This is a genomic window from Pilimelia anulata, assembly GCF_014647895.1.
Lineage (GTDB): Bacteria > Actinomycetota > Actinomycetes > Mycobacteriales > Micromonosporaceae > Pilimelia > Pilimelia anulata.
The window spans coordinates 435583-451555 of sequence record NZ_BMQB01000001.1 but is presented as its reverse complement, the minus strand read 5'-3'; the positions used below and the strand labels follow the sequence as shown (position 1 = coordinate 451555).

Here is a 15973-nt window from a genome sequence, read left to right as displayed (position 1 = left end):
AACTGGCGGGCGGTGGGGGCCGCTCAGGCGTCGGCGGCGCGCAGCTCGGCCAGCGCCGAGTCCAGCTCGTCCGGCTTGATCAGGACCTCGCGCGCCTTGGACCCCTCGGACGGGCCGACGATGCCGCGCGACTCCATCAGGTCCATCAGCCGGCCGGCCTTGGCGAAGCCGACCCGCAGCTTGCGCTGGAGCATCGAGGTCGAGCCGAACTGCGAGGTCACGACCAGCTCGGCGGCCTGGATCAGCAGTTCCAGGTCGTCGCCGATCTCCTCGTCGACCTTCTTCTTGCCGGCGTCCGCCGGGGCGAACACCTCCTTGCTGAACTGCGCCTCGCGCTGCTGCTTGCAGTGCTTGACGATCGCGCTGATCTCTTTCTCGGACACCCACGCGCCCTGGATCCGCTGCGGCTTGGAGGCGCCCATCGGCAGGAACAGCCCGTCGCCGCGGCCGATCAGCTTCTCCGCGCCGGGCTGGTCCAGGATGACCCGGGAGTCGGCCAGCGAGGAGGTCGCGAAGGCCAGCCGGGACGGCACGTTCGCCTTGATCAGGCCGGTGACCACGTCCACCGACGGGCGCTGGGTGGCCAGCACCAGGTGGATGCCCGCCGCCCGGGCGAGCTGGGTGATCCGGACGACGGCGTCCTCGACGTCGCGCGGCGCGACCATCATCAGGTCGGCCAGCTCGTCGACGATCACCAGCAGGTACGGGTACGGCCGGATCTCCCGCTCGCTGCCCGGCGGCGCGGTGATCTCCCCCGCGCTGACCTTGCGGTTGTAGTCGTCGACGTGCCGGACGCCGGCCGCGGCCAGGTCGTCGTACCGCATGTCCATCTCGCGGACGACCCAGTCGAGCGCGTCGGCGGCCTTCTTCGGGTTGGTCACGATGGGCGTGACCAGGTGCGGGATGCCCTCGTACCCGCTCATCTCCACCCGCTTGGGGTCGATCAGCAGCAGCCGCACCTGGTCCGGCGTGGCCCGGGCGAGGATCGACACGAGCAGCGAGTTCAGGCAGGAGGACTTGCCCGCGCCGGTGGCGCCGGCGATGAGGATATGCGGCATCTTGGCCAGGTTCGCGGCGACGTACCCGCCCTCGATGTCCTTGCCCAGCCCGACGACCATCGGGTGCGGGTCGGCGGTGGCCGTGCGGGCGCGCAGCACGTCGCCGAGGGCGACGTCCTCCCGGTCGACGTTGGGGATCTCCACGCCGACGGCGCTCTTGCCGGGGATCGGCGAGAGGATGCGCACGTCCGGGGACTTCACGGCGTACGCGATGTTGCGGGTGAGCTGGGTGATCCGCTCGACCTTGACGCCCGGGCCCAGCTCGATCTCGTACCGGGTGACCGTCGGGCCGCGGGTGAAGCCGGTGACGTCGGCGTCCACGTCGAACTGCTCGAACACGCCGCGCAGCGCGGCGATCACGTCGTCGTTGGCCTTGCTCCGGACCCGGGCCGGGGCGCCCCGGCCCAGCAGGTTCGGCGGCGGCAGCCGGTAGTCGCCGGCCGGGGTGCTGATGGTGAGCTGCTCGGCCTCGGTGGGGGCCGGCGAGTGGGCCGGCGCGGCCGGGCGGACGGTCGGCGTCCGGCGGGCGGCCGGGCGCTGCACGGCCACGGTGTCGTGGACGATCTGCTCCTCGACCGGGTCCGGCTCGGGCTCGTCCGCCCCGGCCCGGGTGGCCTGCCGCCGGCGCGCCGGGCGGCGGCGGGCGGCGGGCTCCGCCGCCGGCTCGTCCTCGATCTCCCCGTCCTCGTCCTCGTCCTCGTCGGTCAGCGGGCGGCCGAGCGCCCAGTCGCGCAGGCCGGCGACCCGCTGCGGGATCCGGTTGACCGGCGTGGCGGTGACGACGAGCAGGCCGAACAGGAACAGCAGGACCAGCAGCGGCACCGCCGCCCAGGTGGTGACCGAGGTCTCCAGGGCCGCGCCGATGCCCCAGCCGAGCAGGCCGCCGGCGGCGTCCAGTTCGGGCGGCGTGCGGGCGTCCCGGCCGAGGTGCAGCAGCGCGGCGGTGGCGATGATCAGGGACAGCCAGCCGACCGCGCCCCGGCCGCGGTGCTCGGGCTCGCCGGGCTCGCGCAGCACCCGGATCGCGCCGTACGCGAACAGCAGCGGCAGCGCCGCCGCGATCACGCCGAGGAACAGCCGGACCGCGTCGTTGATCGTCCGGCCGACCGGGCCGGCGGCGTCGAACCAGACGGCGAGTCCGGTGAGGATCGCGAGGCCCAGCAGGAACAGGCCGGCGCCGTCGCGGCGGTGCTCCGGTGCGAGGCCGCCGTCGCGGGCGCCGCCGCGGATCAGCCAGCCCAGGCCGTGCGCGGTGCCCATCCACAAGCCACCGACGGCCCGGCCGACGCCGGGCGAGCGCCGGGCGGCCGCGGTGCGCGCGCGGGGCGTGCTCGCCCGGGCGCGCTGGCGGACCGGGGTGGCGGCGCGGGTGCTCGCGGCGCGCGGCTTCGCGCCGCGCGCCGGGGTCCGCCGGCCGCGGCCAGCCGACGTGGTGCCGCTCGCCATGCCCACACCGTAACCCGTCGCCGGTACCCCGGGGGCCGGCGGCGCGCCGGGGCGGCGCGCCGCGACACGCCGTGTCGGCGCGGCCACGGTGCGGGCCGATGTGCCACATCGGCCCGGTAGCCGGCCGTGACCGGGCGCACAGTCGAGTCGTATCGATGATCAAGGATATGATGCGCCGCGGGGCTGCCATCCCTTCCCGACATCGAGGAGGTCCCATGGACAAGGCCCGCTTCCCCGCCGTCGCACTGGCGCTGTTCCGCGTCGTCGTCGGCTTCCTGTTCGCCTGCCACGGCGCCCGCACGCTGTTCGGCGTGTTCGGCGGCATGGGCGGTACCGGCGCCACCGCGGCCGTCGGCGCCTGGCCGAGCTGGTGGGCCGGCGTGATCGAACTCGCCGGCGGCGTACTGATCGTGCTCGGGCTGCTCACCCGGCCCGTGGCACTGCTCTCGTCCGGCGCGATGGCCTACGCGTACTTCGTCGTGCACCAGCCCAGGGACGTGCTGCCGCTCACCAACGGCGGCGAGCCGGCCGCGCTGTTCTGCTGGTCGTTCCTGCTGCTGGCGGCACTCGGGCCGGGCGCGGCGGCACTCGACCGGCTCTGGGGCAGCCGGACGGCGGTCCAGGTCTGACCGAGGTGACCCGGTGGGGCGGGGCCGCGGCCCCGCCCCACCGGCGCGTCACACCTCGACCACGTTCGGCACGATCATCGGCCGGCGACGGTACTTCTCGTTCACCCAGCGCCCGACCGTGCGGCGCACGACCTGCTGGAGCTGGTGCGGGTCGGTGACCCCCTCGGCCGCGGACCGGTCCAGCGCCTCGGTGATCAGCGGCAGGACGGCCTCGAAGGCGCTCATGTCCTCGGAGAAGCCCTTGGCCGAGATCGTCGGCCCGCCGACCACCTTGCCGTTCACCGAGTCGATCACGACGGTCGTGGCGATGAACCCGCCGTCGCCCAGGATCTTGCGCTCGGTGAGCAGCGACTCGCTCACGTCGCCGACGGCGAGGCCGTCCACATAGACGTACCGGCTGCGCACGTGCCCGACCAGCCGGGCGTGGCCGTCGACCAGGTCGACGACGTCGCCGTCCTCGCACAGCACCACGCACTCCGGGGCGATGCCGGTCTCGATGCCGAGCCGGGCGTGGGCGCGCAGGTGCCGCCACTCGCCGTGCACGGGCATGAGGTTGCTCGGGCGGACGATGTTGAGCAGGTACAGCAGCTCGCCGGCCGGCGCGTGGCCGGAGACGTGCACCTTGGCCACGTCCTTGTGGATCACCGTGGCGCCGCCGCGGGAGAGCAGGTTGATCACCCGGTACACCGCGGTCTCGTTGCCCGGCACCAGCGAGCTGGCCAGCACGACCGTGTCGTCCGGCTCCAGCGTGACGTGCCGGTGGTCGCCGGTGGCCATCCGGCCCAGCGCGCTCATCGGCTCGCCCTGCGAGCCGGTGGACATCAGCACCACCTGCTCCGGCGGCAGGTTGCGGATCTCGTCGATGCCGACCACCAGGCCGCCGGGGATGCGCAGCCGGCCCAGGTCCCGGGCGATGCCCATGTTGCGGACCATCGACCGGCCGATCAGCGCCACCTTGCGCCCGTGCGCCTCGGCCGCGTCGAACACCTGCTGCACCCGGTGCACGTGCGAGGCGAACGACGCCACGATGATCCGGCCGCGGGCCTTGGCGAAGATCGAGTCCAGGACCGGGCCGATCTCCCGCTCCGGCGTGACGAAACCGGGCACCTCGGCGTTGGTGGAGTCCGACAGGAGCAGGTCCACGCCCTCGGCGCCGAGCCGGGCGAAGCCGGCCAGGTCGGTCAGCCGGCCGTCCAGCGGCACCTGGTCCATCTTGAAGTCGCCGGTGTGCAGGACCAGCCCGGCCGGGGTACGGATGGCGACGGCCATCGCGTCCGGGATGGAGTGGTTGACGGCGAAGAACTCGCAGCCGAACGGGCCGAGCTGCTCGACCTGCCCCTCGGTGACGGTCAGCGTGTACGGCTGCATCCGCCGCTCGGCCAGCTTCGCCTCGACCAGCGCCAGGGTGAACTGCGAGCCGACGAGCGGGATGTCCGGCTTGTGGGCGAGCAGGTACGGCACCGCCCCGATGTGGTCCTCGTGGCCGTGCGTGAGCACGATCGCCTCGACGTCGTTCAGCCGGTCCAGGATCGGCGCGAAGTCCGGCAGGATCAGGTCGACGCCCGGCTGGTCGACGTCGGGGAACAGCACCCCGCAGTCGACGACCAGCAGCCTGCCGTCGTACTCGAAGACCGTCATGTTCCGGCCGATGGCGCCGAGGCCGCCGAGCGGGACGATCCGCAGTCCCCCGTCGGGCAGCGGCGGCGGGGGCGCCATGGCGCGGTGCGCCTGCGTCATGCGACCTCCTCGGGCAGCTTGATCCCCGCGGCGGCGCAGTCGGCGACGAGCGTCGCGTACTGCGCGGCGGTGGCCTCGACCAGCGGCGAGCGCACCGGGCCGGCAGGCAGGCCGAGCGCGCGCAGGCCGGCCTTGACGAGGATCGTGCCCTGGGTCCGGAATATGCCGGTATGCAGCGGTAGGAGTTGGTGGTGCAGCCGGGTCGCGGTGTCGGCGTCGCCGGCGGCGTAAGCCTCGATCAACTCCCTGGTCGGCGCCCCGCACAGGTGGGTCGAGGTGCCGACGAGGCCGACGGCGCCGACGCTGAGCAGCGGCAGGGTCAGCGCGTCCTCGCCGGAGTAGTAGGCCAGGTCGGACCGGGACATCACCCACGAGCTGGCCACCGGGTCGCCCTTGGCGTCCTTGACGGCCACGATCCGCTCGTGCTCGGCGATCCGGACCAGCGTCTCGGTCTCCAGCGGCACGCCGGCCCGGTGCGGGATGTCGTACGCCATGACCGGCAGGTCCACGGCGTCGGCGACGGCGGTGAAGTGGGCGACGATGCCCGCCTGCGGCGGCTTGTTGTAGTACGGCGTCACCACCAGCAGGCCGTGCGCGCCGGCGGCGGCCGCCTGCCGGGCCAGCTCGATGGTGTGCGCGGTGCCGGGGGTGCCGACGCCGGCGATGATCCGGGCCCGGTCGCCGACGGCCTCGACGGCGATCCGGATGATCTCCGCTTTCTCCGCGTCGGTGGTGGTCGGGGACTCGCCCGTGGTCCCGTTGATCACCAGCGCGTCGTTGCGCTGCTCGTCGACCAGGTGGGCCGCCAGCCGGGCCACGCCCTCGCGGTCCACCGCCAGGTCGTCGGTCAGCGGGGTGACCATCGCCGTGATCAGGCGGCCGAAGGGCGTCGGTCGGGCCGACGGGGTGAAGCGGCCGCCGTCCGGGCCCTGCTGCGCATGCGTCATGGGGGCAACTTATCGCGCCGCCGCCCGGCACGGAAACACGACTTCGGGCCGGCCCGGGCCCCACCCGGCCGGGGCCGGCCGGGACCGGCGGGGTCCACTCGGGCGGCCCGCGTACCTCCAGCCGTTGATCTTCTTCGATCCCCTGCCCCGCCGGGAAGATCAACGGCGAAACGGCATTTCCCGTCGAACTAATGCGGCCCGGGCACTCACGCAATAGTTCTTCAAGGCCCGGAATTGTGATTCACGGCATCTGGCTGAAATCGACCTGTCTTAATGTAGACTCAGAGGCTCTGCACGGGCCGATGTCGTCCCGAAAGAAACTCCCCCAGGTGACGACAGGAGGCTCAGTGGCAGCACAATCCCGGCGGAGCGCGGGCGCGCCCGGTGCCGAGGGTCTGTACGACCCGGCCATGGAGCACGACGCCTGCGGCGTCGCTTTCGTCGCCGACCTGCACGGCCGGCGGTCCCCCGCGGTGGTCGCCGGCGGCCTTGCCGCGCTCGTCCGCCTCGACCACCGCGCCGCCCGCGGCGCCGAGCCCAACACCGGCGACGGCGCCGGCATCATGCTCCAGGTCCCGGACGCGTTCCTGCGCGCGGTCGTCGACTTCCCGCTCCCGCCCGCCGGCCGGTACGCCACCGGGCTGGTCTTCCTCCCGCGCGAGCCGGCCGCCGCCGCGCTGGCGCTGCGGGTCTTCGAGAAGTACGCGCTGGTCGAGGGCGCCGACATCCTCGGCTGGCGCACCGTACCGGTGGACCCGAGCGACCTCGGCGCCACCGCCGAGGCGGGCCGCCCGCACGTCCGGCAGGTGTTCCTGGCCGCCCGCCGGCTCACCGGCGGCGCGGCCGGCCCGGCCGGCGAGCAGCTCGCCGGGCTGGAGCTGGACCGGGTGGCGTACTGCGTGCGCAAGCAGGTCGAGCGGGAGACCGCCCAGCGCGGGGTGCCGGCGTACCTGCCGTCGCTGTCCGCCCGGACGATCACCTACAAGGGGATGCTCACCCCGGACCAGTTGCCGGCCTTCTTCCCGGACCTGACCGATCCGCGGGTCGCGAGCGCCATCGCGCTCGTCCATTCACGTTTCTCCACGAATACCTTCCCCTCCTGGCCACTCGCCCATCCATTCCGGTTCATCGCGCACAACGGTGAAATAAATACGATCCGCGGGAACAAGAACTGGATGAACGCCCGCGAGGCGCTGCTGGCGTCGAAGAATCTGCCGGGCAATATCAAGCGACTGTTCCCGATCTGCACCCCGGACGCGTCCGACTCGGCCAATTTCGACGAGGTGCTCGAACTGCTGCACCTGGCCGGGCGGAGCCTGCCGCACGCGGTACTGATGATGATCCCCGAGGCGTGGGAGAACGACCCGCGGATGGATCCGGCGAAACGGGCGTTCTACCGGTTCCACGCGAGCCTGATGGAGCCCTGGGACGGCCCGGCGAGCGTGGCGTTCACCGACGGTACGGTCATCGGCGCGGTGCTGGACCGCAACGGCCTGCGCCCCGGCCGCTGGTGCTACACCCGCGACGGCCTGGTCGTGCTGGGCAGCGAGGCCGGCGTGGTCGACCTCGACCCGGCGACCGTGGTGGCCCGCGGCCGGCTCCAGCCGGGCCGGATGTTCCTGGTCGACACCGCGGCCGGGACGATCGTGCACGACGAGCAGGTCAAGGCCGGGCTGGCCGCGGCCCACCCGTACGACGAGTGGCTGCGCGAGGGCCTGGTCGAGCTGGCCGACCTGCCGCCGCGGGCGCACGTCATCCACACCCACGACTCGGTGCTGCGCCGGCAGCAGGTGTTCGGGTACACCGAGGAGGAGCTGAAGCTGCTCATCGCGCCCATGGCCCGCAGCGGCGCCGAGCCGCTCGGCTCGATGGGCACCGACACCCCGATCTCGCCGCTGTCGACCCGGCCGCGGCTGCTGTTCGACTACTTCCACCAGCTCTTCGCCCAGGTCACCAACCCGCCGCTGGACGCGATCCGGGAGGAGCTGGTGACCAGCCTGGCGCTGACCATCGGCCCGGAGGGCAACCTGCTGGCGCCGGGGCCGGAGAGCTGCCGGCAGATCGTGCTGCCGTTCCCGGTGATCGACAACGACGAGCTGGCCAAGCTGCTGTCGATCAACGAGGACGGCGGGCAGCCGCGGTACAAGGCGGTCCGGGTCTCCGGGCTGTACCCGCTGCGCGACGGGCCCGCGGGCCTGGCCACCCGGCTGGACCAGATCTGCCGGCACGTCTCCGAGGCGATCGAGGACGGCGTGCGCATCCTCGTGCTCTCCGACCGCGACTCGACCGCCGAGCTGGCGCCGATCCCGTCGCTGCTGCTCACCGCGGCCGTGCACCAGCACCTCGTGCGGGAGCGGTCCCGGTCCCGGGTGACGCTGGTGGTGGAGAGCGGCGACTGCCGGGAGGTGCACCACGCGGCGGTGCTGATCGGGTACGGCGCCGCGGCGGTCAACCCGTACCTGGCCTTCGAGACCGTGGACGACCTCATCGCCACCGGCCCGCTCGCCGGGCTCGATCCGGCCGAGGCGGTGCGCAACTACGTGCGGGCGCTCGGCAAGGGCGTCCTGAAGATCATGTCGAAGATGGGCATCTCGACGGTCTCCTCGTACTGCGGCGCGCAGGTCTTCGAGGCCGTCGGCCTCGACCACGGGCTGCTGGCCCGGTACTTCACCGGCACCCCCGGCCGGATCGGCGGCGCCGGCCTGGACGGCATCCACGCCGAGGTCGCCGCCCGGCACACCGCCGCGTACCCGCGCGACGCCGCCCGCCGGGCGCACCGGCAGCTCGACCCCGGCGGCGAGTACCAGTGGCGGCGCGACGGCGAGGTGCACCTGTTCAACCCCGAGACGGTGTTCCTGCTCCAGCACGCCACCCGGAGCAAGCAGTACGACATCTTCCAGCGGTACACCGGCCGGGTGGACGCGCTGGCCGCCCGGGCGGGGTCGCTGCGCGGGCTGTTCCGGTTCACCCCGGACCGCCCGCCGGTCCCGCTCGACGAGGTGGAGCCGGCCAGCGCCATCGTCACCCGGTTCGCCACCGGCGCGATGTCGTACGGCTCGATCTCCGCCGAGGCGCACGAAACGCTGGCCGTGGCCATGAACCGGCTCGGCGGCAAGTCGAACACCGGCGAGGGCGGCGAGGACGTCGACCGACTGTACGACCCGGCCCGCCGCTCGGCCGTCAAGCAGATCGCCTCCGGCCGGTTCGGGGTGACCACCGAGTACCTGGTCCACGCCGACGACCTGCAGATCAAGATGGCCCAGGGCGCCAAGCCCGGCGAGGGCGGGCAGTTGCCCGGCAACAAGGTGTGGCCGTGGATCGCCCGCACCCGGCACGCCACCCCCGGCGTGGGCCTGATCTCCCCGCCGCCGCACCACGACATCTACTCGATCGAGGACCTGGCCCAGCTCGTCCACGACCTGAAGAACGTCAACCCGGCCGCCCGGGTGCACGTGAAGCTCGTCAGCGCCGTCGGCGTCGGCACCGTCGCCGCGGGCGTGGCGAAGCTCAAGGCCGACGTCATCCTCATCTCCGGCCACGACGGCGGGACCGGGGCGTCGCCGCTGAACTCGCTCAAGCACGCCGGCACGCCGTGGGAGCTGGGGCTCGCCGAGGCGCAGCAGACGCTGCTGCTCAACGGGCTGCGCGACCGGGTCACCGTCCAGGTCGACGGCCAGCTCAAGACCGGCCGGGACGTGGTGGTCGCCGCGCTGCTCGGGGCGGAGGAGTTCGGCTTCGCCACCGCGCCGCTCATCGTCGCCGGCTGCGTGATGATGCGCGTCTGCCACCTGGACACCTGCCCGGTCGGCATCGCCACCCAGAACCCGGTGCTGCGCGAGCGGTACACCGGCACGCCCGAGTTCGTGGAGAACTTCTTCACCTTCCTCGCCGAGGAGGTCCGCGGGTACCTGGCCGACCTGGGCTTCCGCACGCTGGACGAGGCGATCGGGCGCGCCGAGGTGCTGGACGTCGTCCCGGCCATCCACCACTGGAAGGCCGCCGGGCTGGACCTCACCCCGGTGCTGCACGTGCCGGACCTGCCCGCGGGGGCGGCCCGCCGGTTCGCCGCGGCGCCGGCGTACCCCTTGGAGCAGGCGCTGGACAACGAGCTGATCGTGCTCGCCGAGCCGGCCCTGACCGACGGCAAGCAGGTGCGGGCCGAGGTGGCCGTCCGCAACGACCACCGCAGCGTGGGCGCGATGCTGGGCGGCGAGATCATCCGCCGGTACGGCGGCGCCGGCCTGCCCGACGGGACCATCGAGTTCACCCTGCGCGGCACCGCCGGGCAGTCGTTCGGCGCGTTCCTGCCCCGCGGGGTCACCCTGCGGATGGTCGGCGACGTCAACGACTACGTCGGCAAGGGGCTCTCCGGCGGCCGGATCATCGTCCGGCCCGACCCGGCGGCCCCGTACCCGGCCGAGGAGAACATCATCGCCGGCAACACCATCCTGTACGGCGCCACCGCCGGCGAGGTGCTCCTGCGCGGCCGGGCCGGCGAGCGGTTCGCCGTCCGCAACTCCGGCGCCGTCGCCGTCGTCGAGGGCGTCGGCGACCACGGCTGCGAGTACATGACCGGCGGCACCGTCGTCGTGCTCGGCCCGACCGGGCGCAACTTCGCCGCCGGGATGAGCGGCGGCGCGGCGTTCGTCCGGCACCTGGACCCGGCCCTGGTCAACCCCGAGCTGGTCGACCTGGCGCCGCTGACCGACGAGGAGCGCGCCCTGCTGCACACCCTGGTCCGCCGGCACGCGGCGGAGACCGGCTCGGCCATCGCCGGCCGGCTGCTGCGCGACTGGCCGACCGCGGTCGCCGAGTTCACCGCCGTCGTACCCCGCGACTACAAGCGGGTCATGGCGGCCATCCGCGCCGCCGAGGCCGCCGGCCGGGACGTCGACGAGGCCGTCATGGGGGTGCTGCATGCCTGACCCGTTCGGCTACCTGCGGCACGGCCGCGCGCTGCCGGCCCGCCGGCCCGTCCCGGTGCGCATCCGCGACTGGCGGGAGGTGTACCCGCCGGCCGGCGACGGCCTGGTCCGCGAGCAGGCCACCCGGTGCATGGACTGCGGCATCCCGTTCTGCCACGACGGCTGCCCGCTGGGCAACCGCATCCCGGACTGGAACGACCTCGTCCGCACCGGCGCGTGGGCGGCCGCCGCCGACGCGCTGCACGCCACCAACAACTTCCCGGAGCTGACCGGCCGGCTGTGCCCCGCCCCGTGCGAGGCGGCCTGCGTCCTCGGCATCGGCGACGACCCGGTGACGATCAAGCAGGTGGAGGTGGAGATCGCCAACCGGGCGTTCGACCTCGGCCTGATCACGCCCCGGCCGGCGCCCGGCCCCACCGGCCGCCGGGTCGCCGTCGTCGGCTCCGGCCCCGCCGGGCTGGCCGCCGCGCAGCAGCTCGCCCGCGCCGGGCACGCGGTGACGGTGTACGAGCGGGACGACGCGATCGGCGGCCTGCTGCGGTACGGCATCCCCGACTTCAAGCTGGAGAAGGACCGGCTCGACGCCCGGCTGGCCCAGCTCGCCGCCGAGGGCGTCGCGTTCCGGCCGGGCGTCGCCGTCGGCGTGGACGTCACCGCGGCCGAGCTGCGCGCGGGGTACGACGCGGTCCTGCTGGCCTGCGGCGCGCTCGCCGGCCGGGACGACGGCGGCGTGCCCGGCCGCGGGCTGCGCGGGGTGCACCTGGCGATGGAGCACCTGGTCCCGGCCAACCGGGTCGTCGCCGGCCGCGCGGCCACCCCGGCGGTCGACGCCGCCGGCAAGCACGTGGTCATCATCGGCGGCGGCGACACCGGCGCCGACTGCCTGGGCGTCGCCCACCGGCAGGGCGCGGCGAGCGTCACCCAGCTCGACCGGTACCCGACCCCGCCGGCCGACCGCGACGGCGACCGCGACCCGTGGCCGACGTGGCCGCTGATCCTGCGCGACTACCCGGCGCACGAGGAGGGCGGCGACCGGGTGTTCGGCGTCGCCGTGCGGGAGTACGTCGACGACGGCACCGGCGCGGTCCGGGCCGTCCGGGTGGCGGACGTGGTCGTCCGGAACCGGGTCGCGACCGTCGTACCGGGGACCGAGCGGGAGCTGCCGGCGGACCTGGTGCTGCTGGCGATCGGCTTCGAGGGCACGGAGGAGCAGCCGCTGCTGGCGCAGTTCGGGGTGCGGCGCAACGCGCGCGGCGCGGTGGACGCGCGCCCGGACTGGCAGACGGACGCCGACGGGGTGTTCGTGGCCGGCGACATGCACCGGGGGGCCTCGCTGATCGTGTGGGCGATCGCGGAGGGGCGGGCGGCCGCAGCGGCGATCCACACGTACCTGGGCGGCGCCACTCCCCTGCCGTCCCCGGTGACCCCCTCCGCCAACCCGCTGACCGCCACCGGCTGACACCGGCGGCCACCTCCTACGCTGGATGTTCGGGTGCTGCCTTTCAGGGTGGGGGCGGGTGTGGCCGGACGGGTGCTGGACATCGTGGTCTGCGCCGCTCCGCCGGCCCGGCGGATTCACGAGTTCGTCGACGCGGTACGAGTGGCGGGCTGGGCTCCCCGGATCGTCGCCACGCCGACGGCCGCCACCTGGCTGCCGCTCGCGGAGCTGGCGGCCCGGACCGGCCACCCGGTCCGCCACCGCCCGCGCCGCCCGGACGAGCCCCGCGCGCTGCCGCCGGCGGCGGCCGTGGCCGTCGCGCCGGCCACGTTCACCGTGCTCAACAAGTGGGCGACGGGGATCAACGACAGCGTCGCGCTGGGCGTCCTGAACGAAGCGCTCGGGGCCGGCCTGCCGATCGTCGCGGCGCCCCACGCCAAGCCGATCCTCGCCGCGCACCCGGCGTTCGTGGGACACCTCCGGCTGCTGGCGAGCGCCGGCGTCCGGCTCACCCCGACCGGCGATCTGGAGCCCGCCACGCCCGGCGATCCGTGCCGATGGGGAGCCGTGCTGGAGCTGCTACCCGAGCCCGGGCGCTGCCTGCCGTCGCGATCGGGCCCGGCCACGGACACAGATGAGTCCAATCGCGACCCGCTCGCTGCGCAGCCCGGTGCCGCCCGGCGGCGCACGCCTGCTGCTCCTACGGCCGCCCGACCCCGTACAGCCACGCCGACGCCTTCCACGCCCGCCGCGCCCACTACATCGCGATGATCACCATCCACACCCGCCCGACGACGGCACGGTGATCATGGGCTGAGGTACCTGATTCATGATGAATTCGGTGCTTCAGCCCATGATCCGCGGCGGGTCAGGACTCCCAGGCGTACGGGCTGGCGGCGATCTCCGTGCCGTCCTGCAGGGACGAGATGGCGAAGTCGGCGAAGACCGACGGGGCGACCTTCTGGAGCTGGCGCAGGCACTCGATGGCCAGCTCGCGGATCTCCACGTCCGCGTGCTCCGTCGCCCGCATCGCGATGAAGTGCCGCCACGCCCGGTAGTTGCCCGTCACCACGATGCGCGTCTCGGTGGCGTTCGGCAGGATCGCGCGCGCCGCCTGGCGGGCCTGCTTGCGCCGCAGCGTCGCGTTGCCGACGTCGGCGAACTTGCGCTCCAGGCCCTCCAGCAGCTCGGTGTACGCGGCAACGCTCGCCTCCGTCGCCGCCACGAACTTCTCGTGCAGCTCCGGGTCGGCGGCGATCACGTCCGGCTCGACCATCGCGGCGTCCCGCTCGGGGACGTACCGCTGGGAGAGCTGCGAGTACGAGAAGTGCCGGTGCCGGATCAGCTCGTGGGTGAACGAGCGGGACACGCCGGTGAAGTAGAAGCTGACCGTCCCGTGCTCCAGCACGGACAGGTGCCCGACGTCGAGGATGTGCTTGAGGTACCCGGCGTTCGTCGCCGTCGCGGGGTTCGGCTTGCTCCACGACTGGTAGCAGGCCCGGCCGGCGAACTCGGCGAGCGCCTGGCCGCCCTCGGCGTCGGTCGACCACGGTACGTCGGCGGGCGGCTCGAACTGGGTCCAGGCGATGAGCCGCACCTGCGGCGGGACGATCTCGGGCACGGGCGCTCCTTCCGTCGCCGCGACACTAGCGCGTCGGGATGCCCGCACTGGCTCCGGGTTGACCGGCGCGTCGGTCGGACGAATCAGACGTACAGCCAGGTGAAGGGCGCCCACGGCAGATTGCGGGCGACGCTGAACACCAGCCAGCCGGCCAGCGCCAGCCCCGCGGCCAGCGGGGTGAACCGGGGCGTCGGCAGGCGGCGGCCGGTGGTCAGCCGCAGGGCCCAGGCGGCGTACGCCCAGAGCAGCAGCGGGACGGCCAGCACGAAGACGAGGTGGTGCCGGGCGGCGGCGCCGAGGTCGCCGCGCAGCAGGTAGAAGAACGCCCGGGTACCGCCGCAGCCGGGGCAGTCCAGCCCGGTCGTGTACTTCAGCAGGCAGCTCGGCAGCGCGTCGGCGGGGCCGTCGGTCGGGTCGGTGGCGAGCACGTAGCCGGCGGCGGCGCCGACGCAGCCGAGGACGGCGGCCGGGGCCAGCCAGCCGGGCAGCCGCTCGCCCCAGCGCGCGACGAACCGGTCGATCCGATTGGGCTCCGGCCAGCCGGGATGCACCCCGCCACCCGGATGCACCGCGCCACCAGAATGAGGCACGCCGCCCGGTTGAGGCCCGCCGTCCGCAGGCACCGCGCCGCCCGGATGAGGCCCGCCGCCCGGCTGCACCACGCTGCCCGGCTGCACCACGCCATCCGGCTGCACCACGCCGGCCGGGTGGGGCGGGCCGCCCGGGTCGGGGGCGGCGTCGGGGAGCGGCAGGTAGCCGGGGTGTGCCGGGGGCGCGGGCGCCGGGGCGCCGCCGGCCGCGGGAGCGCGGGCCGGCGCGGGCGCGGCGGGCTCAGACATCCCCGCCACGGTACACCCGCAGCGCCGCGCCCAGCTCCCCCGCGAGGTCGCCCGCCTCGGGCGCCAGGACCGTCCCCAGCCCCAGCCAGCCGGCCATCCGGTGCAGCTCCGCCGCCAGCGCCGCCGCCGTCGGCCCCGGCGGCACGCCGGGCTCGGCCCAGGCCGCCGGTACCCGCAGCACCGCCGCCCGCCGGTCGGCCTTGAGGTCGACCCGGGCGGCGAGGCGCTCGCGGTGCAGGAACGGCAGCACGTAGTACCCGTGCACCCGCTTGGCGGCCGGCACGTAGATCTCGATGCGGTACCGGAAGTCGAACAGCCGCTGCGTCCGCCCGCGCTCCCAGATCAGCGGGTCGAACGGGCTGAGCAGCGTGCTCGCCCGCACCGACCGGGGCAGCCGGGCGTCGCGGTGCAGGTACGCCGGCTGCCGCCAGCCCTCGACCGCGACGGGCGTGAGCACGCCCTCCTCGACCAGCTCGCCGATCGCCGCGCGGGCGGCGGCGACCGGCTGGCGGAAGTAGTCGCGCAGCTCGACCTCGGCGGCGACGCCGAGGGCCCGGGCGGCGATGCCGACAAGCTGCCGGTGCGCGTCGGCGGGCGCGGGCGTGGGCGCGGCGAGGACGGCGGCCGGCAGCACGCGGTGCGGGGCGGCGTACCGGCGGGCGAAGCTCGGGGTCCGGTCGGCGGCGCAGACCTCGCCGGACCAGAACAGCCACTCCAGCGCCCGCTTGACCGCCGACCAGTTCCAGCCCCAGTGGTCGCGGGCCAGGGGTACGTCGTGCTCGATCTCGGCCGCGGTCAGCGGCCCGCGGTCGTACACCTCCTGGCGCACCCAGTCGACCAGGTCGGGCTGCTCGACGGCGATCCGGCGCATGCCGGCCCAGGCGTGCTCGTGCACGGCGGCCATCCGCCAGCGCAGCGCGGGGTGCAGCGCGACGGGCAGGTACGACGCCTCGTGGCCCCAGTACTCGAACAGCTCCGGCGGGCGCCGGTAGGCGGCGCGGTCGAGCAGGGCGGTCGGGTACGGGCCGAGCCGGCTGTACAGCGGCAGGTAGTGCGCCCGCTGGAGCACGCTGACCGAGTCGATCTGGACCAGTCCGACCCGGCCGAACACCCGGCGCAGGTGCCGGACGTCCGGGTCGCGCACCGGCGGTCGGTCGGTGAAGCCCTGGGCGGCGAGCGCGATCCGGCGCGCCTGCGCGAGCGACAGGGTGTCCCGCGGCGGCGCGGCCCGGGCGGGCAGCGGCTCGTCGGGGGGCGGCTCGTCGGGGGGCGGCTCGTCGGGGGGCGGCTCGTCGGGGGGCGGTGCGGGGCTGGCGGCCATGCCCGGCAGGCT

The 15973-nt window shown here is 74.5% G+C and carries 10 protein-coding genes; 4 read left to right on the top strand and 6 right to left on the bottom strand.

All coding sequences use genetic code 11. The annotated features are described in order from the left end of the window. Positions 1–23: 23 nt before the first annotated feature. Positions 24–2504: an FtsK/SpoIIIE family DNA translocase gene (locus tag IEY94_RS01995; protein WP_189168264.1), complete on the bottom strand. Its 2481-nt coding sequence runs from the start codon at positions 2502–2504 to the stop codon at positions 24–26. 215 nt (positions 2505–2719) lie between these two features. On the opposite strand from IEY94_RS01995, the gene IEY94_RS01990 reads away from it, so the two are divergent. Beyond that, positions 2720–3133, top strand: a complete 414-nt coding sequence (locus IEY94_RS01990) for a DoxX family protein (RefSeq protein ID WP_189168263.1) — start codon at positions 2720–2722, stop codon at positions 3131–3133. 48 nt (positions 3134–3181) lie between these two features. Here the strand turns inward: IEY94_RS01990 and IEY94_RS01985 are convergent, their stop codons facing one another. Next, positions 3182–4870 carry a ribonuclease J gene (locus tag IEY94_RS01985; RefSeq protein WP_189168262.1) on the bottom strand — a complete coding sequence of 563 codons (1689 nt, stop codon included), beginning with the start codon at positions 4868–4870 and terminating at the stop codon, positions 3182–3184. After that, on the bottom strand, positions 4867–5817 hold the full coding sequence (dapA, locus tag IEY94_RS01980) for a 4-hydroxy-tetrahydrodipicolinate synthase (protein ID WP_189168261.1): 951 nt from the start codon (positions 5815–5817) through the stop codon (positions 4867–4869). Before dapA ends, IEY94_RS01985 begins: the two co-directional genes overlap by 4 nt. A 347-nt stretch (positions 5818–6164) precedes the next feature. Between dapA and gltB the strand changes: the two genes are divergently transcribed. The 3 genes from gltB to IEY94_RS01965 are packed head-to-tail and all read left to right on the top strand — an operon-like array spanning position 6165 to position 12951. Beyond that, the gene (gene gltB, locus IEY94_RS01975; protein WP_268244811.1) at positions 6165–10742 is read left to right on the top strand and encodes a glutamate synthase large subunit; all 4578 of its coding nucleotides are present in this window, start codon (positions 6165–6167) and stop codon (positions 10740–10742) included. Then, the gene (locus IEY94_RS01970; RefSeq protein ID WP_189168259.1) at positions 10735–12201 is read left to right on the top strand and encodes a glutamate synthase subunit beta; all 1467 of its coding nucleotides are present in this window, start codon (positions 10735–10737) and stop codon (positions 12199–12201) included. Before gltB ends, IEY94_RS01970 begins: the two co-directional genes overlap by 8 nt. A 33-nt stretch (positions 12202–12234) precedes the next feature. Continuing rightward, positions 12235–12951, top strand: a complete 717-nt coding sequence (locus IEY94_RS01965; protein ID WP_229783235.1) for a flavoprotein — start codon at positions 12235–12237, stop codon at positions 12949–12951. A 97-nt stretch (positions 12952–13048) separates the two neighbouring features. Here the strand turns inward: IEY94_RS01965 and thyX are convergent, their stop codons facing one another. The 3 genes from thyX to IEY94_RS01950 form a co-directional block, all read right to left on the bottom strand. After that, complete coding sequence (thyX, locus tag IEY94_RS01960) at positions 13049–13792, bottom strand: FAD-dependent thymidylate synthase (RefSeq protein ID WP_229783310.1); 744 nt, start codon at positions 13790–13792, stop codon at positions 13049–13051. Positions 13793–13884: 92 nt separating this feature from the next. Next, positions 13885–14640, bottom strand: a complete 756-nt coding sequence (locus tag IEY94_RS01955; RefSeq protein WP_189168257.1) for a DUF2752 domain-containing protein — start codon at positions 14638–14640, stop codon at positions 13885–13887. Further along, positions 14633–15961, bottom strand: a complete 1329-nt coding sequence (locus IEY94_RS01950; RefSeq protein ID WP_189168256.1) for a winged helix-turn-helix domain-containing protein — start codon at positions 15959–15961, stop codon at positions 14633–14635. The genes IEY94_RS01955 and IEY94_RS01950 overlap by 8 nt, the downstream gene beginning before the upstream one ends. Between the last annotated feature and the right edge of the window lie 12 nt (positions 15962–15973).

What these genes read in the sequence shown, in the direction of transcription:
- IEY94_RS01995 (WP_189168264.1), bottom strand. Translation starts at nt 2,504, where the DNA reads ATGGCGAGCGGCACCACGTCGGCTGGCCGCGGCCGGCGGACCCCGGCG.
- IEY94_RS01990 (WP_189168263.1), top strand. Translation starts at nt 2,720, where the DNA reads ATGGACAAGGCCCGCTTCCCCGCCGTCGCACTGGCGCTGTTCCGCGTC.
- IEY94_RS01985 (WP_189168262.1), bottom strand. Translation starts at nt 4,870, where the DNA reads ATGACGCAGGCGCACCGCGCCATGGCGCCCCCGCCGCCGCTGCCCGAC.
- dapA (WP_189168261.1), bottom strand. Translation starts at nt 5,817, where the DNA reads ATGACGCATGCGCAGCAGGGCCCGGACGGCGGCCGCTTCACCCCGTCG.
- IEY94_RS01970 (WP_189168259.1), top strand. Translation starts at nt 10,735, where the DNA reads ATGCCTGACCCGTTCGGCTACCTGCGGCACGGCCGCGCGCTGCCGGCC.
- IEY94_RS01955 (WP_189168257.1), bottom strand. Translation starts at nt 14,640, where the DNA reads ATGTCTGAGCCCGCCGCGCCCGCGCCGGCCCGCGCTCCCGCGGCCGGC.
- IEY94_RS01950 (WP_189168256.1), bottom strand. Translation starts at nt 15,961, where the DNA reads ATGGCCGCCAGCCCCGCACCGCCCCCCGACGAGCCGCCCCCCGACGAG.